Origin of the sequence: Nocardia sp. NPDC056952 (assembly GCF_042674185.1) — a bacterium.
Lineage (GTDB): Bacteria > Actinomycetota > Actinomycetes > Mycobacteriales > Mycobacteriaceae > Nocardia.
Map to the genome: position 1 here is coordinate 39033 of NZ_JBHURA010000009.1, position 22227 is coordinate 61259.

At 67.9% G+C, this 22227-nt stretch carries 27 protein-coding genes; 16 read left to right on the forward strand and 11 right to left on the reverse strand.

Features of this window, described 5'->3' with window-relative positions:
- Positions 1–104 precede the first annotated feature (104 nt).
- Genes ACFTS5_RS26350 through purH form a run of 3 tightly spaced genes read left to right on the forward strand, consistent with a single transcriptional unit; the run spans position 105 to position 3897 of the window.
- Positions 105–1622 carry a DUF6350 family protein gene (locus ACFTS5_RS26350; RefSeq protein WP_378635908.1) on the forward strand — a complete coding sequence of 506 codons (1518 nt, stop codon included), beginning with the start codon at positions 105–107 and terminating at the stop codon, positions 1620–1622.
- A 36-nt stretch (positions 1623–1658) separates the two neighbouring features.
- The gene (purN, locus tag ACFTS5_RS26355; RefSeq protein ID WP_378636340.1) at positions 1659–2339 is read left to right on the forward strand and encodes a phosphoribosylglycinamide formyltransferase; all 681 of its coding nucleotides are present in this window, start codon (positions 1659–1661) and stop codon (positions 2337–2339) included.
- Positions 2332–3897 carry a bifunctional phosphoribosylaminoimidazolecarboxamide formyltransferase/IMP cyclohydrolase gene (gene purH / locus ACFTS5_RS26360; RefSeq protein ID WP_378635910.1) on the forward strand — a complete coding sequence of 522 codons (1566 nt, stop codon included), beginning with the start codon at positions 2332–2334 and terminating at the stop codon, positions 3895–3897. The genes purN and purH overlap by 8 nt, the downstream gene beginning before the upstream one ends.
- Positions 3898–3952: 55 nt before the next feature.
- Here the strand turns inward: purH and ACFTS5_RS26365 are convergent, their stop codons facing one another.
- The gene (locus tag ACFTS5_RS26365) at positions 3953–4396 is read right to left on the reverse strand and encodes a hypothetical protein (RefSeq protein ID WP_378635913.1); all 444 of its coding nucleotides are present in this window, start codon (positions 4394–4396) and stop codon (positions 3953–3955) included.
- A gap of 170 nt (positions 4397–4566) precedes the next feature.
- Between ACFTS5_RS26365 and ACFTS5_RS26370 the strand changes: the two genes are divergently transcribed.
- Positions 4567–5124, forward strand: a complete 558-nt coding sequence (locus ACFTS5_RS26370; protein ID WP_378635915.1) for a LysM peptidoglycan-binding domain-containing protein — start codon at positions 4567–4569, stop codon at positions 5122–5124.
- Positions 5125–5183: 59 nt separating this feature from the next.
- Here ACFTS5_RS26370 and rpsR read toward each other — a convergent pair whose 3' ends face one another.
- Genes rpsR through rpmB form a run of 4 tightly spaced genes read right to left on the reverse strand, consistent with a single transcriptional unit; the run spans position 5184 to position 6199 of the window.
- Positions 5184–5441: a 30S ribosomal protein S18 gene (gene rpsR, locus ACFTS5_RS26375; RefSeq protein ID WP_067449582.1), complete on the reverse strand. Its 258-nt coding sequence runs from the start codon at positions 5439–5441 to the stop codon at positions 5184–5186.
- 36 nt (positions 5442–5477) lie between these two features.
- The gene (rpsN, locus tag ACFTS5_RS26380; protein WP_378635918.1) at positions 5478–5783 is read right to left on the reverse strand and encodes a 30S ribosomal protein S14; all 306 of its coding nucleotides are present in this window, start codon (positions 5781–5783) and stop codon (positions 5478–5480) included.
- Positions 5783–5953, reverse strand: coding sequence for a 50S ribosomal protein L33 (gene rpmG, locus ACFTS5_RS26385; protein WP_378635921.1), 171 nt, complete (start codon positions 5951–5953; stop codon positions 5783–5785). Before rpmG ends, rpsN begins: the two co-directional genes overlap by 1 nt.
- A 9-nt stretch (positions 5954–5962) precedes the next feature.
- Positions 5963–6199 (reverse strand): 50S ribosomal protein L28, encoded by a 237-nt coding sequence (gene rpmB, locus ACFTS5_RS26390; RefSeq protein ID WP_194826729.1) that lies wholly within the window; start codon positions 6197–6199, stop codon positions 5963–5965.
- A 103-nt stretch (positions 6200–6302) separates the two neighbouring features.
- On the opposite strand from rpmB, the gene mrf reads away from it, so the two are divergent.
- The 3 genes from mrf to rpmF are packed head-to-tail and all read left to right on the forward strand — an operon-like array spanning position 6303 to position 8047.
- On the forward strand, positions 6303–7607 hold the full coding sequence (gene mrf, locus ACFTS5_RS26395; protein WP_378635923.1) for a ribosome hibernation factor-recruiting GTPase MRF: 1305 nt from the start codon (positions 6303–6305) through the stop codon (positions 7605–7607).
- Positions 7604–7870, forward strand: a complete 267-nt coding sequence (locus tag ACFTS5_RS26400; RefSeq protein ID WP_378635925.1) for a type B 50S ribosomal protein L31 — start codon at positions 7604–7606, stop codon at positions 7868–7870. The genes mrf and ACFTS5_RS26400 overlap by 4 nt, the downstream gene beginning before the upstream one ends.
- A 3-nt stretch (positions 7871–7873) precedes the next feature.
- The gene (rpmF, locus tag ACFTS5_RS26405) at positions 7874–8047 is read left to right on the forward strand and encodes a 50S ribosomal protein L32 (protein ID WP_378635926.1); all 174 of its coding nucleotides are present in this window, start codon (positions 7874–7876) and stop codon (positions 8045–8047) included.
- A 76-nt stretch (positions 8048–8123) separates the two neighbouring features.
- Here rpmF and ACFTS5_RS26410 read toward each other — a convergent pair whose 3' ends face one another.
- The 6 genes from ACFTS5_RS26410 to ACFTS5_RS26435 all read right to left on the reverse strand — a co-directional run bounded on the left by ACFTS5_RS26410 (position 8124) and on the right by ACFTS5_RS26435 (position 13784).
- A complete protein-coding gene (locus tag ACFTS5_RS26410; RefSeq protein WP_336084385.1) occupies positions 8124–8348 on the reverse strand; it encodes a hypothetical protein in 225 nt (74 codons plus the stop codon).
- A gap of 503 nt (positions 8349–8851) precedes the next feature.
- Positions 8852–9628 carry an MHYT domain-containing protein gene (locus ACFTS5_RS26415; RefSeq protein ID WP_378635929.1) on the reverse strand — a complete coding sequence of 259 codons (777 nt, stop codon included), beginning with the start codon at positions 9626–9628 and terminating at the stop codon, positions 8852–8854.
- Entirely contained in the window at positions 9621–10220 is a 600-nt protein-coding gene (locus tag ACFTS5_RS26420) for an ATP/GTP-binding protein (RefSeq protein ID WP_266295760.1), read from the reverse strand. Before ACFTS5_RS26420 ends, ACFTS5_RS26415 begins: the two co-directional genes overlap by 8 nt.
- A 4-nt stretch (positions 10221–10224) precedes the next feature.
- Positions 10225–10596, reverse strand: a complete 372-nt coding sequence (locus ACFTS5_RS26425) for a DUF742 domain-containing protein (RefSeq protein WP_056813973.1) — start codon at positions 10594–10596, stop codon at positions 10225–10227.
- Between the two features lie 6 nt (positions 10597–10602).
- On the reverse strand, positions 10603–11007 hold the full coding sequence (locus ACFTS5_RS26430; protein WP_056813970.1) for a roadblock/LC7 domain-containing protein: 405 nt from the start codon (positions 11005–11007) through the stop codon (positions 10603–10605).
- Complete coding sequence (locus tag ACFTS5_RS26435) at positions 11004–13784, reverse strand: ATP-binding protein (RefSeq protein WP_378635932.1); 2781 nt, start codon at positions 13782–13784, stop codon at positions 11004–11006. Before ACFTS5_RS26435 ends, ACFTS5_RS26430 begins: the two co-directional genes overlap by 4 nt.
- Positions 13785–14076: 292 nt before the next feature.
- Here ACFTS5_RS26435 and ACFTS5_RS26440 point away from each other — a divergent pair, with 292 nt between their 5' ends.
- From ACFTS5_RS26440 to ACFTS5_RS26480, 9 genes are all read left to right on the forward strand, one after another.
- Positions 14077–14763: a response regulator transcription factor gene (locus ACFTS5_RS26440; RefSeq protein WP_358071318.1), complete on the forward strand. Its 687-nt coding sequence runs from the start codon at positions 14077–14079 to the stop codon at positions 14761–14763.
- A 9-nt stretch (positions 14764–14772) separates the two neighbouring features.
- Complete coding sequence (locus tag ACFTS5_RS26445; protein ID WP_378635934.1) at positions 14773–16227, forward strand: ATP-binding protein; 1455 nt, start codon at positions 14773–14775, stop codon at positions 16225–16227.
- A gap of 93 nt (positions 16228–16320) precedes the next feature.
- Entirely contained in the window at positions 16321–17745 is a 1425-nt protein-coding gene (locus ACFTS5_RS26450) for a trypsin-like peptidase domain-containing protein (protein WP_378635935.1), read from the forward strand.
- Positions 17745–18287, forward strand: coding sequence for a MogA/MoaB family molybdenum cofactor biosynthesis protein (locus ACFTS5_RS26455; protein WP_194826720.1), 543 nt, complete (start codon positions 17745–17747; stop codon positions 18285–18287). The genes ACFTS5_RS26450 and ACFTS5_RS26455 overlap by 1 nt, the downstream gene beginning before the upstream one ends.
- On the forward strand, positions 18284–18505 hold the full coding sequence (locus ACFTS5_RS26460; RefSeq protein ID WP_378635938.1) for a hypothetical protein: 222 nt from the start codon (positions 18284–18286) through the stop codon (positions 18503–18505). Before ACFTS5_RS26455 ends, ACFTS5_RS26460 begins: the two co-directional genes overlap by 4 nt.
- Positions 18506–19029: 524 nt before the next feature.
- Positions 19030–19710: an MspA family porin gene (locus ACFTS5_RS26465; RefSeq protein ID WP_378635940.1), complete on the forward strand. Its 681-nt coding sequence runs from the start codon at positions 19030–19032 to the stop codon at positions 19708–19710.
- 66 nt (positions 19711–19776) lie between these two features.
- Positions 19777–20436: an MspA family porin gene (locus tag ACFTS5_RS26470; RefSeq protein WP_378635943.1), complete on the forward strand. Its 660-nt coding sequence runs from the start codon at positions 19777–19779 to the stop codon at positions 20434–20436.
- 344 nt (positions 20437–20780) lie between these two features.
- Positions 20781–21449, forward strand: a complete 669-nt coding sequence (locus ACFTS5_RS26475) for an MspA family porin (protein ID WP_378635945.1) — start codon at positions 20781–20783, stop codon at positions 21447–21449.
- 61 nt (positions 21450–21510) lie between these two features.
- A complete protein-coding gene (locus ACFTS5_RS26480) occupies positions 21511–22167 on the forward strand; it encodes an MspA family porin (protein ID WP_378635948.1) in 657 nt (218 codons plus the stop codon).
- The last annotated feature ends 60 nt before the right edge of the window (positions 22168–22227 follow it).

Consider the following 22227-nt stretch of genomic DNA (forward strand, 5'->3'; position numbering starts at 1 on the left):
TGCCGCACGGTGGTTCAGGTTCGATCGCGAGCCCACAGGTACGCCTGTGGGCTCGCGGCGCGCCTGACCCCCGGCCGCCGGGGAAGCTGCCACGCTGAATTGTCATGAGCTCCCGTAACGCCCTTGTGCGCCGGACCTCCGGGTCACGCGGCACCGGGGAGACAGTCGCCGCATCACCGCCCGGGCAGGAGCCCGGCTGGTGGTCGCTCTCGCCCGAGCGAGCGCGCACCCTGCTGCTGGTCGCGGCGAGGCCGACGATCACCGCCTTGGCGGCGACGGTGTTGCTCGTCCTCGTGGTCATGCTCACCACCGGCACCGATCTCACCAGTGCGCCCGCCGCGGTCGCCGCGACGTGGCTTGCCGCCCACCAGGTTCCGCTCACGGTCGGCAGGACGACACTCGGCCTGCTGCCGCTGGCGCCGACGGCCGTGCTGATCTGGCTGGCCGCCCGCGAATGCGCGCGGGCTGTCCCGAACCGCCCGACTCCCGTCGAACTGGGCTGGTTGACCGGTGCCGTGCTGGCCGGACCGCTGCTGATGACGGCCGTCTGCCTCGCCGTCACCGGCGATGCCGCGGGCGTCACCCCGCTCGAATCGTCGGGTCCGATCGCGGCGTTCGGCTGGGTGTTCGTGCTGTATCTGTTCGCGGCCGCCGCCGGGATCGCCGGCCGGGCGTGGAGTTCGCTGTGCGCGCTGGTGCCGATCGAGATCCCGGAATGGGCGGTCCTCGGCGCCCGCGCGGCGCGGCGCACCGTGTTGCGCATGCTCGGCTGCGCCGTGCTGGCCACCGTGATCTCCTTCTCCGTGCATCTGTCCCGGCTCGACGGTGCCTTCCAGCAGGCCCACAACGTCACCGACGTGCTGGGTATGACCTTGCTTTCCCTGCTCTATCTGCCGAATGTGGTGATCGGCGCGGCGGGGATCCTCAGCGGTGCCGCGGTGCTGTTCGGAGCGGGCTCGGTCGGGCTGTTCGGCGTGACCGGCGGGCACATGCCGGTGCTGCCCGCGCTGATCCCCGTGCCGGAAGGGCCCGCGTCCCCGTGGTGGGCGGCGCTGCTGCTGGTCCCGCTCGCCGTCGGCGTGCTCGGCGGGATCGAACTCGGCCGCACCAGCGATGACCGGCCCGGCGCGCCGTGGGCCACGCTCACCTGCGCCGCGCTGTCCACGCTGACGTTCCTGATGCTCGCGATCCTCGGCAGTGGTCAGCTCGGTGCCGTCGGGTGGGTGGGCGTCGATCTGCTGATGCTGGTCGTGCTGATGGTCACCTGGTTCGGTTTCGGCGGCTTCGTCGGCATGGTGTTCGCCCGCCGCTTCCTGGCACCGACCGCGCCTGCCGAGGTGTACGACGACTACGACGACGCCGACGACTACGAGGACGACGACTACTACGACGACGACGAGTACGACGACGAGGACGACGACGATCCCGACGAGTACGCCGACGCTGTCGAATACGACGATCCCGCAGTAGAAGTCGACGGCGAACTGGTCGAGGACTTCGACGACGACCTCGAAGTGAGCATCGCCGCACCCGGCTCGACCGACGAGCCCGCCGACGACATCGTCGACGTCGAAGTGGTCGAGTCGGACCTGCCGGACGAGGACAAGACCCCCGGTCGCTAAGCTCGACCCGGCGCCTATCGCCATCGCCGCCGCCCGATCACACGCAGGAGTAGAGCGCTGACGTCCTCGTTTGCCCCGTGGAAGCCCGCCAGAACACCGGCCACCGTCGTCGTTCTGGCCTCGGGCACCGGCTCGCTGCTCAACGCACTGCTGGCCGCCGCACGCGAGCCCGGCTACCCGGCGCAGATCGTGGCAGTCGGGGTCGACCGGGACTGCCCGGCCACCGCGCACGCCGAGGCCGCCGGTGTGCCGCACTTCAAGGTGGGGCTCAAAGACTATTCCGACCGGGACGCCTGGAACGTCGCCCTCACCGAGGCCGTCGACGCGCACAAGCCCGATCTGGTGGTCCTGGCGGGCTTCATGAAAATCCTCGGCCCCGCGTTCATGGAACGTTTCGGTGGTCGTCTCATCAACACCCATCCCGCGCTGCTGCCGTCGTTCCCGGGCGCGCACGGGGTGCGTGACGCCCTCGCCTACGGCGTCAAGGTCACCGGCTGCACCGTGCACCTGGTCGACGCGGGCGTGGACACCGGCCCGGTCCTCGCGCAGGAAGCGGTCGCCGTGATGCCCGGCGACGACGAGGACACGCTGCAGGAGCGCATCAAGGTTGTCGAGCGACGGTTACTGGCGGAGGTCATCGCCGCCGTCGCGACGCGAGGCATTGTCTCCGACGGACGAAAGGCAGAAATACCAGTGAGCGAGCACGCCGGTGAGTGAACGTAAGGCGATCCAGAGGGCGCTGGTGAGCGTCTACGACAAGACCGGGCTCGTCGAGCTCGCCACCGGGCTGCACGCGGCCGGTGTGGAACTGGTGTCGACGGGGTCGACGGCGGGCAAGATCGCCGAGGCCGGGATTCCGGTCACCAAGGTCGAGGACCTGACCGGGTTCCCGGAGACCCTCGACGGCCGGGTCAAGACGCTGCATCCGCGCGTGCACGCGGGCATCCTGGCCGACACCCGCCGCGCCGAGCACGTCGACCAGCTCGTGGAGCTGGGCGTCGAGGCGTTCCAGCTGGTGGTGGTGAACCTGTACCCGTTCACCCAGACCGTGGCCAGCGGCGCGAGCGTCGACGAGTGTGTGGAGCAGATCGACATCGGCGGGCCGTCGATGGTGCGTGCCGCAGCGAAGAACCACCCGTCGGTGGGTGTGGTCGTCGACGTCACCGACTACGACGACGTGCTCGCCGCGGTGAAGTCCGGCGGGTTCACCCTCGCCGAGCGGACCGCGCTGGCCGCCAAGGCCTTCCAGCACACCGCGAGCTACGACGTGGCCGTCGCGAGCTGGATGGGCTCGGTCGCCGTGCCCGCCGTCGCCGAGGAGACCGAGCAGTTCCCCGGCTGGGTCGCCGGTTCGTGGGAGCGCGCCGCGGTGCTGCGCTACGGCGAGAACCCGCACCAGGCCGCCGCGCTGTACACCAGCAACGACGGCACGGTCGGGATCGCGCAGGCGAAGCAGTTGTACGGCAAGGAGATGTCGTACAACAACTACACCGACGGTGACGCCGCCTGGCGGGCCGCGTTCGACTTCGACGAGCCCGCGGTCGCGGTGATCAAGCACGCCAACCCGTGTGGCATCGCCGTGGCAGGCGATATCGCCGAGGCGCACCGCAAGGCGCACGCCACCGACCCGGTGAGCGCCTACGGTGGCGTGATCGCGGCCAACCGTGAGGTGAGCGTCGAGATGGCCGAGCAGGTCGCCGAGATCTTCACCGAGGTGATCATCGCCCCCGGGTACGCGCCCGGTGCCGTGGAAGTGTTGCAGCGCAAGAAGAACGTGCGCGTGCTGGTGGCCGACGCGCCGCAGCGCAAGGGCGTGGAGCTGCGCCCGATCAGCGGCGGTGCGCTGCTGCAGGACCGCGACGTTCTCGACGCCGAGGGCGACGATCCGGTCAACTGGACGCTCGCCGCGGGCGACCCGGCCGACGTCACCACCCTGGCCGACCTCGAATTCGCCTGGCGCGCATGCCGTTCGGTGAAGTCGAACGCGATCCTGCTCGCCGAGGACGGCGCCGCTGTCGGCGTCGGCATGGGTCAGGTCAACCGTGTCGATTCCTGCAAGCTCGCCGTCGAGCGCGCGGGTGAGCGTGCGAAGGGCTCCGTCGCCGCCTCCGATGCCTTCTTCCCGTTCTCGGACGGGCCGGAGATCCTGGTGGCCGCGGGTGTTCGCGCGATCGTGCAGCCCGGCGGTTCGATCCGCGACAAGGACACCATCGAACTCTGCAAGGAAGCCGGCGTCACCCTGTACCTGACAGGCGCACGCCACTTCGCTCACTGAGTCCGAACCCGAAACGGGTGCCGCACCGAATCCTCGGTGCGGCACCCGTTTTCGGCTATCCGGCGTCGAGTACCTCGCGGCTGCCCAGCGGGGAACCCAAGGGGATCTCCAGCGTGCCGAAGACGGCGTTCATGGTGCACATCTTGTTCGCGGAGTCCGCTCGGGTCCCGGAACGCAGGGACACGGTGACCGCCTCGGCGGTTTCGGTGACGGAGGCGTCCACGGCGTAGCACTCGGGGTTGCCGGTCTGGAAGTTGACGCTGATCCTGTTCTCGCTCAGCCGGTTCCAGGACGTGAACGGGATCGGGTGCGGGTTCACCAGGGTCGGATCCGCGGTGAAGGGCCGCCCGATGCCGGGGTTCGGGTCTTCGGGGCGGGCGTTCGTTGTCGACGTATTCGGTTGGGGCGCAGGGTCATCCGAGGATCCGCAGGCGGTGAGGGGTGCGATCAGCACGGCCACGGCTGCCGCGGCGGCGGTGTAGCGCGACATCGTTCTCATGGTGTCAACCCTAGACGGCACGGCCCGACCGTGAACTTTCCGCGAACCCTGCGCATAACCCCTCCATTTCCGTGCCGCGGCGACTACATTCGGCTTCGATGCGGCTCTGCGGCAATCGGCCGGCATCTTCTGTTGGGCTGAAGCAATTGGCGATCTTCGAAAGGAACAACGTGGCCGACACGCTGCGCGTAGGCGAAGAACTGGGACTGGGGCAGTCCCTGACCGGCGGTGCCTACACCCTGGCTCTGCAGCCGGATGGCAACCTGGTGCTGACCGAGCCCGACGGCAACGTCGTCTGGGCCGCCATGACGCACGGGCAGGACGCGCAGCGCGCGGCCCTGCAGCACGACGGCGACTTCGTCGTCTACAGCGGTGGCGGCGCGCGTATCTGGGCGACCGACACCAGCGGCAAGAACGTCGAGAAGCTGGTTGTGCAGCCCGACCGCAACGTGGTGCTCTACGGCACCGACGGCTCGGTCGCGTGGGCCACCGCCACCAATACCGACAACCCGCTGCCCGCCCCGGAGCCGGTCGCGGCCGCCCCGATCGCCGAGGAGGTCCCGCCGCCCCCGGCCGCGCAGACCTACACGGTCGAGTCGGGCGACACGCTGTGGGCGATCTCGGAGCGCTTCTACGGTGACGGCAACCGCTACCAGGAGATCGCCGCGGCCTCCGGTATCGATAACCCGGATCTGATCAACGCCGGTCAGGTACTGACCATCCCGTAAGGCGCAGACGAAAGTGGCCCCGAGGCAACAGCTTCGGGGCCATTCTCGCGTTCACGGCGCTACTTGGTGGTGGTGAACGGCAGCAACGCCATCTCGCGCGCGTTCTTCACCGCGACGGCGACCTGACGCTGCTGCTGCGGGGTCAGGCCGGTGACGCGGCGGCTGCGGATCTTGCCGCGGTCGGAGATGAAGGTCCGCAGCAGGTTGACGTCTTTGTAGTCGACGTACTCGATGCCCGCGGCGATCAGCGGATTCTTCTTCGGCTTACGCCCCTGGTCGGCGCGTGCCTTCTTGGACGGTGCTCGCTTCACTGCCATGGGATATTCCTTCTCACGAATCAGTTTGGGGAGTCTCTACCAGCTCGATTTGTGGACCCCGGGAAGCTCACCCCGATGGGCCATCTCGCGCACACGAACACGGGAGAGGCCGAACTTGCGGAGGTAGCCGCGTGGGCGGCCGTCGGCAGCGTCCCGATTGCGCAATCGTACCGGACTGGCGTTGCGTGGCTGGTTGCGCAGTTCGGCCTGGGCGGCCGAGCGTTCGGCCTCGCCGGTGCTCGGCTTGCGGATGATCTCCTTGAGCTCGGCGCGCCGGGTCGCGAACCGTTCGACGATCTCGCGCCGCTGCTCGTTGCGGGCGATCTTGGATTTCTTCGCCATCAGCGCTCCTCGCGGAAGTCGACGTGGCGGCGCACGACGGGGTCGTACTTGCGCAGGACCAGCCGGTCGGGGTCGTTGCGGCGGTTCTTGCGGGTGACGTAGGTGAAGCCGGTGTCCGCGGTGGACTTCAGCTTGACGATCGGCCGGATATCGGTCGCTTTCGAGGCCATGTTCAGCTCCTAGATCTTGTCCCCACGAGCGCGGATGCGGGCCACCACAGCCTCGATCCCGTCGCGGTCGATGGTCTTGATGCCCTTGGTGGAGACCGTCAGCGTGATGCGGCGGCCCTCGCTGGGCAGGTAGTAGGTCTTGTGCTGGATGTTGGGGTTCCAGCGTCGGTTGGTGCGCCGGTGCGAGTGGGAGACGGCTTTTCCGAAGCCGGGTTTGCGACCGGTGACCTGGCAGTGGGCCGACATGCGACCTCCTTCCATGGTTATGACAACCATTTTCGACAACGATTATTCCGCACTGTACAGTCGCCGTGAGGTAAATGAAAATCATTGTCGAAAGGGGTATCGGGTGCTGGACCAGTCAGACCGGAGAACGCCCGTGGTGCTGCTGGCCGGCTTCTCCGGACCCGCCATGGGCGGCGTCGAGCACATCGCGGCGACGCTGAGCGAGGAGGCGGGCACCGTGGTGGTGCATCACGACCTCGCCGAGCTACGTGAGGGCGTGGTGCGGCGCACAGTGCGGACCGCGGGCAACGTGAGCACCACGGTGCTCGAACTGGCGCACGGGTGCGTGTCGTGCACGCTGCGCGCCGATCTGCTGCCGATGCTGTGCACGCTCGCCACCCGCGATCACATCGAGCGGATCGTGCTCGCGCTGGATCCCGGCATCGAGGCGGAGGCGCTGTGCCACGCGATCGAGCATGTCGAGGTCAGCGGGGTGGCCGATCGCGTCGACGGGCCCGCGGGCCGCACTGTGCGGATCGAAGCCGTGCTGACCTGCCTGGACGGGCAGCAGTGGCTCGCCGATGCCACCGGTGACGAGGTGCTGGCCGATCGCGGGCTCGCCTCCGCTGACGACGAGCGCACGGTCGCGCAGGTGGCCGTCGGCCAGGTCGACTTCGCCGACGCGCTGGTGGTACTCACCGCGGGCGCCGACGCGCTCGATCACGAGCGGCTGGCCGCCGTGCTCGCCCGCCTCGCACCCGCCGCGCCGGTCGCCTGGCTGCCCGAGCTGTCCGGCTTCGACGCCATCGAGATCGGTGCGCTGCTGACCCGTGTGCCCGCGGACTCACGCCGGGGCCGGATCTTCGACGCGCACGCACCGCTGCTGCGCGGGCAGCCGCCGCTGAGCACCGACTACGGCGTCTCGATCGTCGAATTCGCCGCGCGCAGGCCGTTCCATCCCGAGCGGCTGCACGAGGCCCTCGACGTACTCCTCGACGGCGTGGTCACCGCCCGCGGCCGGATCTGGCTGGCGACCCAGCCCGACCACGTGGTCTGGCTCGAGTCGGCCGGCGGCGGGCTGCGGGTCGGCGGCGCCGGTCGCTGGCTGGCCGCGATGAACGCCGAGGAACAGGCCGGCGCCGACCCGGATCGGCGGGCGATGGGCGCGCTGGGCTGGGACGAGCGGTTCGGCGATCGCGATGTGTCGCTGGTGATCCTGGCCCACGACGCGGACCCCGCCGAGATCCGGCACGCCCTGCACTGGGCGCTGGTCGAGGACGACGAACTGCTGCTCGTCGACCGGGCGCCGGAACGAGTCGCGTTGTGGGAGGACCCCTTCGGCGACTGGCATCAAGATCCCTGCGCCGATCCCACCGAGGCAACGGCCTCGGCGAGCGAGCGCACAAACCCGAGAGGAGAAACGGCATGAAAGCGGGCATCCACCCCGACTACCACCCCGTCGTGTTCGAGGACGCGAGCACCGGAAAGCAGTTCCTGACCAGGTCGACCGCGAACAGCGACCGCACGATCGAATGGGCCGACGGGAACACCTACCCGCTCATGCTGGTCGACGTGACCTCGGATTCGCACCCGTTCTGGACGGGCACCGCCCGCAACCTCGACACCCAGGGCCGGGTCGAGAAGTTCGAGCGCAAGTACGGAAAGCGCTCGCGCGCGGGCAAGGAAGGCTGAATCATGGCGGTCCCCAAGCGCAGAATGTCGCGCTCGAACACCCGAAGCAGACGCGCACAGTGGAAAGCGGAAGTCCCGCAGCTGGTCCCGGTGACAGTGGGCGGTGTCGAGTACCGAGTACCACGCCGCATCGTCAACGCCGTCCGCAAGGGCATGATCGACCCTGCCCGGCTCTGACGCCGACAACAACGGCCTGCCGGAACCGCCCGGCAGGCCGTTGCCTGTCTCTACCGCACTGGGTGTGCGGCCCGCGTCATCCTTCGCGCTCGGCCAGCGCTACCAGGGTCGCGGCGAGCTGGAAGAACTTGTTGTTGCCCAGGTCGGCGATGGTCTTGATCTTCAGCGCCTCGAGCAGCTGCTTGTCGTGCGCCTCGGTGAGACCGGCCAGCGCCGACGGGGGCGCGGCGAGAATTTCGGCGAGCGTCTTGTTCTCGAATTCCTTGTCGAGGACTTTGTCGAGCACCACGTTGACGGCCATGCGAACTCCTTCGAACGAACCTTGGATGTGCCGGGCGAGACGAATGCGCCCTTCAGCGACCATAACTCGGTTGGCGCACCACGTGGTGGGCTTCCGAGGGCTCGGCGGTTCGTTCTGCCCTGCCATCTGTCCAGGGGACTTACTGCGGTGCTGTTGTGCCTGTTCAGGGCCCTGCGGCGGGTGTGGGGCAACCGCCCCGTTACCCGTGTGATGCACACCACTTGGCACGGACGCGCGCAAGGGCTTGCGGAACATTTGCTGACGGTCGAATTACCAACTCTCGGTTTGTTTTTCGCCACAAGAAAATTCCCGAACCACTGATGCGGAGTCCCTCACAGGTATGTACTCTCGTGCGGGAGGGCGGGTTCCCCGAGTATGGGGAACCCGCTCATCGCCACTTCAGGGGCGGTTTTCGCGGCAGTTCGCCGCAGGTTGTGTGAGTTCGGATCAGCGGGGCGGAAGACCGGAAAGATTCCGACAAACCGGACGTTAGCTGGTTGCGCTCAACGGGCCGGAACGGGCTGACGCGCCGGGACCGCGACATCCCGTCGATCCGGCGCCACCAGCACCGCGGTGATCGGCACGGTCAGGCCGAGCGCACCGATCACGAACATCGGGAACACCAGGTCGAACAGTGGCATCCCGGCCGGTGTCCGGATACCCGGATCGATCGAGAAGCTCAGCGCGGCGATGGCCGTGTAGTACACCGCCGCGACGCCGAGCGCGAACAGCACCGACACCAGCACCCGCATCGGCACCCGCCGGACCACCTGCGATACCCACAGGGTCGCGGTGCACAGCGCCATCGACACCAGTACCGACACCCCGATGAGGCCGAGCGATTCGTCGACGGTGCCTTGCACGGCGAGCGCGTCGAGGGTCAGATAGGTCGACAGTCCGACACTCAACCCCATCGTCAGCCCACCGATGATCAGCCGCGGCACCTGGGGGGTCCGGCCACTGATCAGCAATCCGGCCAGGACGCCGACCACCGCGATGGCCAGGGCCGCCGCACCGAGCGCGACGTTGTAGCGCATCGTGCTGTTGTTCACCCGCATCGCGAGCAGCGCGACGGAATTCGCCAGCCACAGCCCGACCCCGCCGAGTGAGACCGCGGCCATCGTCAGCCAGATCAGCCGGAACCGGATCGAGTACTTCGCATGCCGGATACAGGCGAACGCCACCAGCGCGCCGAGCGCCGACAGGTCCAACGCGAGCCACGCGATCCCGGTGCCGTGCGCGAATGTCTCGGCACCGGTCGCGGCGAGCAGATCAGGCACGCCTGCCCGCTCCTTCGAACTGCTGCGGCTCGAGCTGGGCGATGGCGTATTCGGTCACCGCCGCCAGTGCCTGACGGACCTCGACGGCATTGCGCGCGTCGATGTCGACGATCGGGATGCCCTCGCGCACCGAGAGCGCTTCGCGCAGTTCGGCGATGGGGAAGCGGGGAGCGTTGGGGAAGCGGTTCACCGCGATCAGGAACGGCAGTCCACGCGCCTCGAAGAAGTCGACGGCGGCGAAACTGTCTTCCAGCCTGCGGGTGTCGATCAGCACCACCGCGCCGATGGCGCCCCGGATCAGGTCGTCCCACATGAACCAGAATCGCTTCTGGCCAGGGGTGCCGAACAGGTAGAGCACCAGGTTGCCGGGCAGCACGATGCGCCCGAAGTCCATGGCCACGGTGGTGGTTTCTTTTTCCGGCGTCTCGGCGAGATCGTCGATGCCGTCGGAGAAATGGGTCACCATCGCCTCGGTGCGCAGCGGCACGATCTCCGACACCGCACCGACGAAAGTCGTTTTACCGGCGCCGAATCCGCCCGCTACGACGATCTTGGTCGACGCGACCCGTTGTTCTTGTGCCGGCGGGCGCATGCCATCAGAGGCCACGGAGTCCACGCAAAGTCCTCTCCATCAGTGATCGGCGTTCGTCGTAGCTCGCCTGTTCGGTCAGCGTCGAATGCACTCGAAGAATCCCGCCCACTACGAGATCACCGATCATCACCCGGACCATACCCAGTGGGCGACCAAGGTATGCGGCAATCTCGACGACAGAAAGCCGATGTGTGGCAAGACGCACGATTTCGATCCGCAAATCGCCTGCGGACCAGTCGTTGTGCGCTGTATAAGATACCGTCTCGACGACCGCCTCCAAGGGCAGCGCGATCGCGGGCTCGGTGCGGCCGGAGGTCAGCGCATAGGGCCTGACCCGGGTAGTCGGCCGGTGATCGGATCCGTAAGGGCTCGACATCTCACCTCAGCCGGCGGAGCGGGCGGTGGCGGTAACCGCCGAGCCCACCCGGTCGACGAGCAACGCCATCTCGTAGCCGATGCGGCCGATGTCGTGGCTCTTGTTGGCCAGAACCGCCAGGTGCGAACCGTTTCCGACGCTCATCACCAGCAGATAGCCCCGCTGCATCTCCACGATCGACTGCATCACCTTGCCGCCGTCGAACAGGTGCGCGGCACCCATCGACAGGCTGGCCAGACCGGCGGTGACCGCGGCCAATTGCTCGGCGCGGTCCGCGGGTAGATGCGGACTGGTCGCCTGGAGCAGTCCGTCGGCCGAGACGAGCACCGCGTGCGAGACGCCGGGTACGTCGCGGGTGAAGCGGGCGACCAACCAGTTCAGATTCTCGTCTGTGGGGTGCGCGTTGCTCATTCGAGGCCTCCGTCGTTGTACTGGATCTCGGCACGGCCGCTGCGGACGCCGCTGAGATGTCTGGTCAGGTTGTTGCGGATCTCCTCGGGGTCGCGAGCGCCCGCTTCCTCCGCGGGGGTGAGCCCACCGGGCACGAGCTGAGCGCCCGGCTTGCGGATCGGCAGCCCGCCGCTCGTTCGCGAGGACGTGGGTGGGTGGTCCGCCTCGGCGGCGGCCGACCAGCCCGCGTCGCCGGGAGCGCTCCACGACGCGCCGTTGCCGTTACCGGATTCGGTGGGGGCGGAGGCGGGTTCGACGAGCCACTCCGAGACCATCCGCTGGTAGATCGGGGTCGGCGCCGGGCCGGAGACCGGCTGTAAACGGGTGCTCGTCGTCGGCATCGGGTCGACGTCGATGGGACGCGGCACGGGTTCCGGCTCCTGGGGCGCGGCCGGTGCGGACGACGCGGCGAGCTCGGCCAGCGCGTTCGCGGGGATGCGCTGCGGCAAGCCGAAGGGCGACGAGTCGGGAGCGGGTGCCGCCGGATCGGTCGTCACCGGGAGATCGTCGGTGTCGTGATCGTGCTCGGCCCACATGCCCGCCGGTGCCGCGTCCTCGTCGGGTTCGACGACGGCCGGTTCGGGCGGGGGCGGCGGTACCGCGGCCGGAACACGCTGCGGGAGACCGACACTGGTGAGTGGGTTCTTGGGTGTGCTCGCACCGTTGGTCGGGACGAGCGGATTCGGATCCGCGAACATCGGCAGCGCGGGAAGCGGTGAGGCGGGGAGGTCGAGACCGGTCACGGTGTCGAGCGAAACCAAGGGGCGCGGTCCGGTCGGCATGATCGGATTCGGGCCGGTGATGTCGGCCGGAGTCAGCGCGTACGGGCCGATGCCGGCGGGCACGATCGGATTCGGCCCGGTGGACGGACCCGACGACATGGGCGGCGACGGTGCGACGAGCGCACTGGGCAGATGCACGCTGGCCGTGATGCCGGGCTGCGGGGCCGCACCGCTGGTACGGCGCAGGCTGACGGTGATGGTGTGCCGCTTGGCGAGCCTGCCGACCACGAAAAGACCCATGCGACGGGCGGTTTCGATGGTGACCTCACCACCGGAGGCGAGCCGGTCGTTGGTCGTCTGCAGGTCCTCGGCCGACATGCCGAGGCCGCGGTCGGTGATCTCGATCAGGTAGCCGCTGTCGACCGCCCGGCCGACGATGACCGCTACCGACGTACTCGGCGGGGAGTAGCGCAGGGCGTTGTCGATGAGCTCGGCGAGCAGGTGCTCGATATCGACCGCGGACTCACCGGCCACGACGCCGTCGGGCACGTTGCCGATCTCGACCCGCTGGTAGTCCTCCACCTGCGAGACCGCGCTCCACAGCATGTCCGACAGCGGCACCGGTGGCAGATGACCGCGGCGCAGCACGGTGCCCGCGAGCACCAGCAGGTTGTCGCCGTTGCGGCGCATGCGGGTGGCGAGGTGGTCGAGGCGGAACAGCGTCTGCAGGCGCGAGGGGTTGTCCTCGTCGTGCTCGAGTTCCTCGATGAGCGCGAGCTGCTGCTCCACCAGCGACTGGCTGCGCCGCGACAGCGTCTCGAACATGTTGCCGATCTGCAGGCGCAGGCGGGCCTGATCGCCCGCCAGATTCAGCGCCTGCTCGTGGATCTCGTCGACGGCACGGGCCAGCTGGCCGATCTCGTCGGTGGAGTGCACACCCACCGGCATGATCTCCGGCGTCGCGCCGCCGCTGCGGACCACGGCCAGCTCGTCGGGCAGCTTCACGTGCGCGACCTCGAGCGCGTCGCGGCGCAGCCTGCGCACCGGCACCACGAGGGTGCGGGCCACGGCCAGCGCGAGCGCCAGGCCCGCCAGCAGCATGCCGAGCACCAGGGTGGTCTCACGCAGGGCGCCGGTCTGTGCCGTCGCGGTGTTGCTGTCGAGGGTGTGGTCGATGTTGTCGAGCAGCGCGGAGATCGTGGAGGCGTAGGTGTCGGCGCTCACCTGGAGGGTGTTGAGCACCGCCGCGTTGGTGGTCGGATCACCGTTGTTCTGGCTGAACACGCTGATCCGGGTCTGCACCGCGTCGAGCAGCGCGGCCTGGCTGCCCGCGCGCTCGGGCAGGATCATCCCGTAGGTCTTGATCATGTTCGCTTCGGAGCCGAGCTCGACGAGCATCTTCGACCGCGCGCTCTGACTGCGACCCGACTCGGGCGAGACGACCAGGGTGCGCTCACGGGTGAGTACCCGGCGGGCCTGGTGCAGCGCGGTCAGCTGCAGGAAGTAGCGCTGCACGACGAAGTCCTCGACCTGTGGGGTCTTGGACAGCGCGTTGCCGATCCGTTCGCCGATCTCGTCGGTCTGCTCGCCGACCATCGCCGGGGAGCCGCCGCGCACGGTGTTGCGCAGGGTGGCGCCGGTGGTGGTGGCCGCGGTGAGTTCACTGGCGACGCCGGGATCGATGCGGGCCGAGCGCAGCGCGCTCTGCACCTCGGCGAGCGCCTGGTCGTAGGTGGTGAGCGCGGCGTCGGTCTGGGGGTCGGCGATCGCACCCCAGTTTGCCGTCGCGGCGACGGCGAGTTGTTCGGTGGCGGTGGCGAATTTGACGACGGGACGGATGACGGTGGCCTGTTCGGTGGCCGCACCCAGCTGCGTCATCGTCTGCAGTTCGTTGTTGATCCGCAGCACGGCGAAGGTGGTCGCGAGCATCACCGGCAGCACCAGCACCACACCGACCTTGCGCGTAACCGACCAGTTGGACAGGCTGAATTGCCAGGAGCGCGATGCAGGTTCCATCCGCGTGCGTTGCCTCTGCTTCCACGTGTGACCCCGGCCCGCGCGGGGAGGTCGCGGAGCGATGCGAGCGCAGAACCAACTGGAGGTCTTCTTTTACCGCAGGAAAGATACCGTGCCGAGTGGGCATCGGCAATCCGGGCCACACGGTCTGTAATTCGCCGAATATGCGCTGACACAACGACGATTCGTTGAGGTTTGTCAAGACCTACAACACACGTCCGGTGAGAACACGACGTTCGGCGCGCCGAGGCCTCTCAGTACGTTCTCAGTCGTTCACGGCAAACTACAGCACATGCGCATTCTGGTAGTCGACGACGATCGCGCGGTGCGGGAATCACTGCGCCGGTCACTGAGCTTCAACGGCTACACCGTCGACCTGGCTGTCGACGGTCTGGACGCACTCGAGAAAGTGACCGCGGCCAGGCCCGATGCGCTGGTTCTCGACGTCATGATGCCGCGCCTGGACGGCCTCGAAGTGTGCCGAAGGCTGCGCAGTACGGGCGACGATCTGCCGATTCTCGTTTTGACCGCGCGCGATTCGGTGTCCGAACGCGTGGCCGGGCTCGACGCGGGCGCCGACGATTATTTGCCGAAACCTTTCGCGTTGGAGGAATTGCTGGCGCGTTTACGGGCGTTGCTGCGTCGTCGAACGCCCGATCCCGGTGAAGCGTCGGAGGCGATGGTGTTCGCTGACTTGTCGCTGGATCCGGTCACGCGCGAGGTTTCGCGCGGCGAACGCGCGATCAGCCTGACGCGGACCGAGTTCTCGTTGCTCGAGATGTTGATGGCCAATCCGCGCCGGGTGCTCACTCGCGGACGAATCCTCGAAGAGGTCTGGGGTTACGACTTTCCGACCTCCGGCAACGCGCTGGAGGTCTATATCGGCTATTTGCGCCGCAAGACCGAGGCCGACGGCGAGGAACGACTGATCCACACCGTGCGTGGCGTCGGCTACGTGCTGCGCGAGACCCCTCCGTAGGCGGGCGAGATGGCACACAAGGAACCCGCGGTCGCCGTTCTCGGCAGGCCGCTGGACGCGAGCGAGATGCGTCCGCCGACCCCGCTCACGCGCTCGGTGTCCCTGCGCTGGCGGGTGACGCTGCTGGCCGCGTCGGTGGTGCTGATCGCGGTCGCGGTCACCTCGATCGCCGCCTACGCGATGGTGGCGCGCGCGCTCTACGCCGACGTCGACGCCCAGCTCGAGGCCCGCGCGGCGACGATGATCAACAACAATTTCGAGACCGCCGGTTTCCAGTCGATCGTGCTGGCCGGGCTGTTCTCCAACGATGTCGGCGTCGCGCTGATCTATGCCGGTCACAAGCCTTATATGCCACCCCAGCAGACGATTCCACCGGTCGGTGCCCAGGAGCTCGCGGTGGCCGACGGCAAGATCAATTCCTCCCTGCGCACCGTCGGTGACCAGCGGGTACTCGCCGCGCGTACGCACAGCGGCGCGACGCTGATCATCTCGCAGAAGCTCTACCGAACCCGCGAGGTACTCGATCAGCTGGCATGGCTGCTGTTCGTGGTCGGCGCGTGCGGTGTCGTGCTCGCCGCCGCGGCCGGAACCGCGGTGGGCCGTACCGGTCTGCGCCCGATCGCCCGGCTCACCGCGGCCACCGAGCGCGTCGCCCGCACCGACGACCTGACGCCGATCCCGGTGACCGGTGACGACGAATTGGCCAGACTCACCGAGAGTTTCAACACGATGTTGCGGGCGCTGACCGAATCACGCGATCGTCAGCGCCGGCTCGTCGCCGACGCGGGCCACGAACTGCGCACGCCGCTCACCTCGCTGCGCACCAACATGGAGCTGCTCATCGCCTCGGGCAGGCCGGGCGCGCCCCGGCTGCCCGACGAGGACATGGCCGAATTGCGCGCCGATGTGGTCGCGCAGATCGGTGAGCTGTCGACCCTGGTCGGCGACCTGGTCGACCTGGCCCGTGAGGATGCCCCCGAGACCGTGTACGAGCGGGTGGATCTCGGTGAGGTGGCCGAGCGTGCGCTCGAGCGTGCGCGCCGCCGACGGGTGGGCATCACCTTCGTGGCCGATCTGGCCCCCTGGTTCGTCTACGGGCACGAGGCGGGGCTGGAAAGGGCCGTCCTCAACGTCCTCGACAACGCGGCCAAGTGGAGTCCGCCCGACGCGGTCGTGCGGATCACCATGCGCCCGGCCGGTCCCGGACTGCTCGAACTGGCCGTCGGCGACGCGGGCCCCGGCATTCCCACCGGCGAACGCGAACTGGTCTTCGAACGCTTCTACCGCACGACCGCCTCGCGCTCGATGCCCGGTTCCGGACTCGGGCTGGCCATCGTCAAGCAGGTGGTGACCAAACACGGCGGCACCATCGCGGTGGACACCTCCGATCGGGGCGGCGCGCTGGTGCGCATCGTGTTGCCGGGGGAGGCGCCGACCGTTCTCGACGAGTCCGACGCCGGGTGATCGCCGTCAGTCACGGCGAACTGATAGTCCGATCTCAGGCGCCTCTCAGTAGCCGTCAGGAAGCTGGTCAGCAAGCGTGAGGAGACAGACACCATGACCGACGATCCCCAGCACCCCGCTGACCGGCCCGCCGCTTCCGGACCGGGCGACGCGGGCCATCCCGCCGAGTCGGGGCTGCCGGCCGGGCACCAGGGGCAGGCGCCGGGCTACGGCGACCAGCCGCCCTACGGCGACCAGTTCCACGGCGGACCGGCACCCTTCGGCGGGCAGGCGCCCTACGGCGGACAGCAGGCCCACAGCGAGCATGCGCCCTTCGGGAGTCCCGCGCCCCATACCGGCCCCATGGCATTCGGTGGCCCGCCGCCGCACGGTGCGCAGCCCCAGGCATTCGGTCCCACGCCGGTTCCACAGCGAAAGCCACTGCGGCTCGGCCTGATCGCCGGTGCGACGGCGCTGGCTCTGGTCAGCGGTGGTGTCGGTGGTGTTGTCGGAGTGCTCGCCACCGACTCGGGTTCCGCGCCGGTGACCAACGCGCTCGAGGCGCCGAAGCCCGCGGTCAACAACGTCGCCAACGCGCCCGCCGGGTCTACCCAGGCGGTGGCGCAGCGGGTGTTGCCCAGCGTCGTGATGATCAAGGTCGCGGGCAATCGCGCGTCCGGCGAAGGCTCCGGGGTCGTGCTGTCCACGGACGGTCTGATCCTCACCAACAACCACGTCGCCGCGGGCGCCGGTGCCTCGGCGAAGATGGAGGTGGTGTTCAGCGACGGCAGCACCGCGCCCGCCACCATGATCGGCGCGGATCCGGTGTCCGACCTGGCCGTCATCAAGGTCGGCGGCAAGACCGGCCTCACCCCGATCGAACTCGGCACCTCCGACGGCCTGGCCGTGGGCCAGCCGGTGATCGCGATCGGCTCGCCGCTCGGCCTGGCGGGCACGGTCACCACCGGCATCGTCTCGGCCCTCAATCGCCCGGTCTCGACCAGCGGCGAGGGCACGCCGAGCCAGGTGAACCCGGTGATCGACGCGATCCAGACCGATGCGGCGATCAACCCGGGCAACTCCGGCGGCGCGCTGGTCGACGGGCAGGGCAAGCTGATCGGTATCAACACCGCCATCGCCAGCCTCGGTGGCGAGGCGGCGGGCGGCACCCAGAGCGGTTCGATCGGCCTCGGTTTCGCGATCCCGGTGGATCAGGCGCGCCGGGTCGCCGACGAACTGATCAAGACCGGCCATGCCACCTACGCCCAGATCGGCATCAAACTGCGCCCGCAGGACACCGCCGCACGCGTACTCGAGGCCACCCCCGACGGCCCTGCCGCCAAGGCGGGCATCCCCGCGGGAGCCGTCATCACCCGCCTCGACGACCGTCCCATCGACTCCGGCGACGCGCTGATCGCCGCCGTCCGCTCACACCAGCCAGGAGACAAGGTGAAGGTGACTTACACCGACGAACAGGGCGGTAACTCCAAGACCGTCGAGGTCACGCTCACCGCCGCGGCGGCGGAAGGCGGCCGATGATGCGTTCGAACGCAAACCTGTCGTGCGTAGGCGCTACGGTGATGACCATGGACATCGATGCTCCCGTGGCAGGGCGCGCACTGGTTGTTGTCGTCGACGATCGGACGGCTCATGGCGGCGTGGATTCGCTCGGCCCGCTCGTCACCGAATTGCTCAACGAGGCCGGGTTCCTCGTCGACGCCTCGGTGACGGTGCAGGCCGAGGAGGTCGAGATCCGCAACGCGCTCAACACCGCGGTGATCGGCGGCGTCGACCTGGTGATCTCGGTCGGCGGCACCGGCATGTCGCCGCGCGACATCACCCCCGAGGCCACCACCCAGGTGCTCGACCGTGAACTGCCCGGCATCACCGAGGCATTGCGCGCGTCCGGCCGGGTGGCGGGGTCGCTCGACGCCGGTCTGTCCCGCGGCGTGGCAGGCATCTCCGGCAGCACCCTGGTGGTGAACCTGCCCGGCACGCGCGCGTCGGTCCGCGACGGCATGGCCACCCTCGGCCCGCTGGCCAGCAAGGTGATCGGCGAACTGTCCGGTCTGGACGAATGACATCCGACCCTCACGACGCGGTTTCCGGCCCCGATGATCGGGGCCGGGAACAGGCCGCGGCGCAGGAGTTGCGACGGAAAGCGGCCGAGGCGGCGCGACTGGCGAGAATCTTCGGCGATGTTCTCCCGGAGACCACCGGCGACGAACGCGGCGAGGGATCACGTGGCTCCGGCACCGACGATTGGTTACGGTCGCAAGTTCCACCGCACCACGGGTGATCAGCCCGTTATCTACGTAGCCGCTACGTAATAAGCGGCCTTCGAATTGCCGATTACGGCATGAACGCGCACTGCGGACAAATACTCGAGACCACGCGAAAGCGTGGTCTTTTGTCGTTCGATGATCCAGATCGTTACCTGTGGCCATCTCCTGTCAAGGAGGCATGACAGGAGCCTTCGCGACTGCATCAATGCACGTCAAGGCATGTGGCGATGTACGAATGTGTGCTGTGCTTCACAGTGAAATTTACGAACTCTTTCGTTGCCGAATCCGTGGAACGGCGTTTAATGTTCGCCATCGAGCCACCAACTATCGGTCCCCGCAGTACTCCCACCTCTGTGCGTTGAACCACCCGGTGGAACCCTGGCTCGGGTTCGCCACACCGGCCCTGGCCGTATCGTCGAAATAACAGTTAGTTACGTAACGGCAACAAAGGGGCGACACACTGATCTGGGCCCTGTGAGGTCCATTTGTCCGGCTTCGAAAGTCGAAGTCGGCTGTTAGACACCTGATGAGGGGAAGTATGAGCGAGAACCGCACCACCGGTGTGCGCCGTGGCGTCCGTGCCGCGGGCGTCGGCGCTGCCGCGGCCGCCGTGGCCTTGGGCCTGCTGTCGACCGGTGCCGCCAATGCCGATACCTTCGTGCCGTTGCCGGACGGCCAGAAGGTCAGCCCTGCTGGCGTGACCATCACCCGCACCCACGAGTCCGCACTGATCTCGCCGTCGATGGCCGCCAACGGCGCGGGTCGCGTCGTGTGGGTGTCGGGCACCGCGGTCGCCGAGGTCACCGAGACCCCCGAGGGCGAGGTCGGCCCCTGGAACGGCCCGAGCGGTCGTCCCGGCTCGAACAACTCGTCGACGCACGGCACCTCCCAGCTGAACACCGGCTACATCGTCGGTTGCCAGGTGAGCATCGCCGATGACGCCATCGGCGCCGGTGTCTCCGGCGGAATCAGCACCGGCGGCGTGACCGCGGGCGGTTCCATCGGCGTCAACCTCGGCCCCGGTGAAGTGAAGTTCGTGCAGATCAGCTCGAAGGACATCCTGAAGGCCGGTACCTACGCGATCGATTACCAGGACGCGGAAATCGAGATCCAGGGCTGCGCCGGCTACGCGCAGGCCCGGGCGTACACCGTCGTCGAGGTCATCGGCGACAACTACTCGAAGACCACCCTGTACGGCATGCCGTTCAGCATCGGCTGACGTTCTTCGATCCGGCACGAATCTTCTTCTCGCTGCGGCGAACTCAATCCTCGAGGGACAAATCCTATGATCAACCGTAAGTTCATGGCGAAGGTGGCGGGCGTCAGCGCTGCGGCCACCGTGGCCGTCGGCCTGTTCTCCACGGGCGCGGCCAATGCCGATACCTTCGTTCCCCTGCCGGGTGGACACCTCACCAAGACGCTGTCCGACGGCACCGTCGTCGACATCGCCCTTGTCGGCGAGTCGGCCCTGATCAGCCCGTCCATGGGTTCCACTCCGGTGCACCGCAACTCGTGGGTCTCCGGTAGTGCTCAGGTCACCGTTTCCGACGGCGGCTCCGGCAAGATCTACCCGGGCTACACCGTGGGTTGCCAGGTCAACATCTCGGGCGGCGGCGTCTCCGGCGGCGGCGATGTCTCGGTCGACCCCGAGGGCAACGGCTCCGGTGGCATCACCACCGGCGGCGAGCTCTCGCTCGGCCCCGGCCAGTCGTCCTCGTTCTACATTCTCGACCGCGAGCAGGCCGACGACTACGGCAGCGAATCGCACAGCAAGAGCAACAAGTTCAAGAACGGCTCCGGCTCGGTGACCTGGTCCGACACCACCATCGGCCTGAGCGGCTGCGCCGGCTACGCGCAGGCGCGTGCCTTCGTGTCCGTCGAGGTCGAGACCGACAACGTCATCTCCTGGGTGACCCTGTGGGGCGCTCCGTTCAGCCTCGGCTGATCTGTTCGCATCCCGAACTCAAAACGGGCCGGTCGCTCTGCGACCGGCCCGTTTTGTTGTGCGCTCACCCTTGTATCACTGGACATTACGAGTCAGTCTCACTATGTTGAACCCGAATCGACTGCCCCGGCAGTCGAAATCATCTTGCGTTTTCGTTCGCCGATCGGCTGAGAGTCGCGCCGATCCGGTGACGACCAGCTTCTCGATCCACCTCCCGGCAGGGCGCATCGGTCCTGTTGCCAGCGGTGCCTGTCCTGCGTGACACACCCCAGCTGGGTCCGGGCGCAACACAGATATCGGCCTCGATGGTCGAGGTCGGATTTGCGTATACCTCGAGGGGAAGAATGAGCGAGAACCGCACCAACCGCGGGCGTCGCGGCGCGTGGAGCGTGGGCGCCGCAGTGGCCGTGACGATCGGTCTGTTGTCGGCCGGTGCTGCCAACGCGGACACCTTCGTACCGCTGCCGGACGGCCAGAAGCTGGGCCCCGGTGTCACTGTGAGTCGAACCGGCGAGCATGCCGTGATCTCCCCGTCGCTGGCCGCCAACGGTGCTGGTCGTGTCGTGTGGGTGTCAGGCAATGCCCGCGCCGATGTGCAGGTCACGCCGGAGGGCGAGGTCGGGCCGTACAACGGGCCGACGAACCGTCCCGGCTCCAACAATTCTTCGACGCATGGTGCGTCGCAGCTGAATACGGGTTACATCGTCGGTTGCCAGGTGAGCATCGGTGATGATGCGATCGCTGCCGGGTTGTCCGCTGGAGTATCGACCGATGGCCCCTCGGCCGGTGGCGCGATCGGCCTCCACCTCGGCCCCGGCCAGGTCGCCTTCGTGCAGATCGATGCCAAGGATATTCTCAAGCCCGGCGTCTATTCGGTGGAGTACCAGGACGCGGAGATCGAGGTTCAGGGTTGCGCGGGTTACGCCCAGGCCCGGTCCTACTCGGTGGTCGAGATCATCGGTGACCACTACTCGAAGACCACGCTGTACGGAGCGCCGTTCAGCATCGGCTGATCGTCGGCCGAATCGAAACTCTTTCTCGTTCACACGAATTCACCCTCGAGGGGTCACTGTGATGATCAACCGTAAGAGCATGGCGCGCGTAGCCGGATTCACGGCGGCGACGACCGTGGCATTGGGTTTGCTGTCCACCGGTGCGGCGAATGCCGACACCTTCGTTCCGCTGCCGGGCGGCCACATCACCAAGACGCTGTCCGACGGCACTGTCGTGGACATCAGCCTGGTCGGCGAGTCCGCCAATATCAATCCGTCCATGGGGTCCACCCCGGCGCATCGCAACGCCTGGGTTTCCGGTAGTGCGCAGGTCTCGGTGTCCGGTGATGGCGGTGGCAAGATCTTCCCCGGTTACACCGTGGGTTGCCAGGTCAATATCTCCGGTGGTGATGCGCTCGGAGACAGTGGCGGGGAGGTCGTGGAGGGTGTCGGCTTCGGCGAGGTGAACACCGGCGGCGAGCTCACCGTCGGCCCCGGCCAGGCGAAGTCCTTCTACGTCCTCGATCTCGAAATGCCCGACGACTACGGCAACGAATCCCACAAGACCCGCAATGCCTTCAAGGGCGGGTCGGGCTCGGTGACCTGGGCCGACGAGACCATCGGCCTGTCCGGCTGTGGCGGCTACGCCCAGGCTCGTTCTTTTGTGAGCGTCGAGGTGGAAACCGACAACGTCATCAGCTGGGTGACTCTCTGGGGCGCACCGTTCAGCCTCGGCTGACCGAAGACACCATCGAGTTCGGGTCCTGCACACCGCGGAGTGCAGGACCCGAACTCGTTG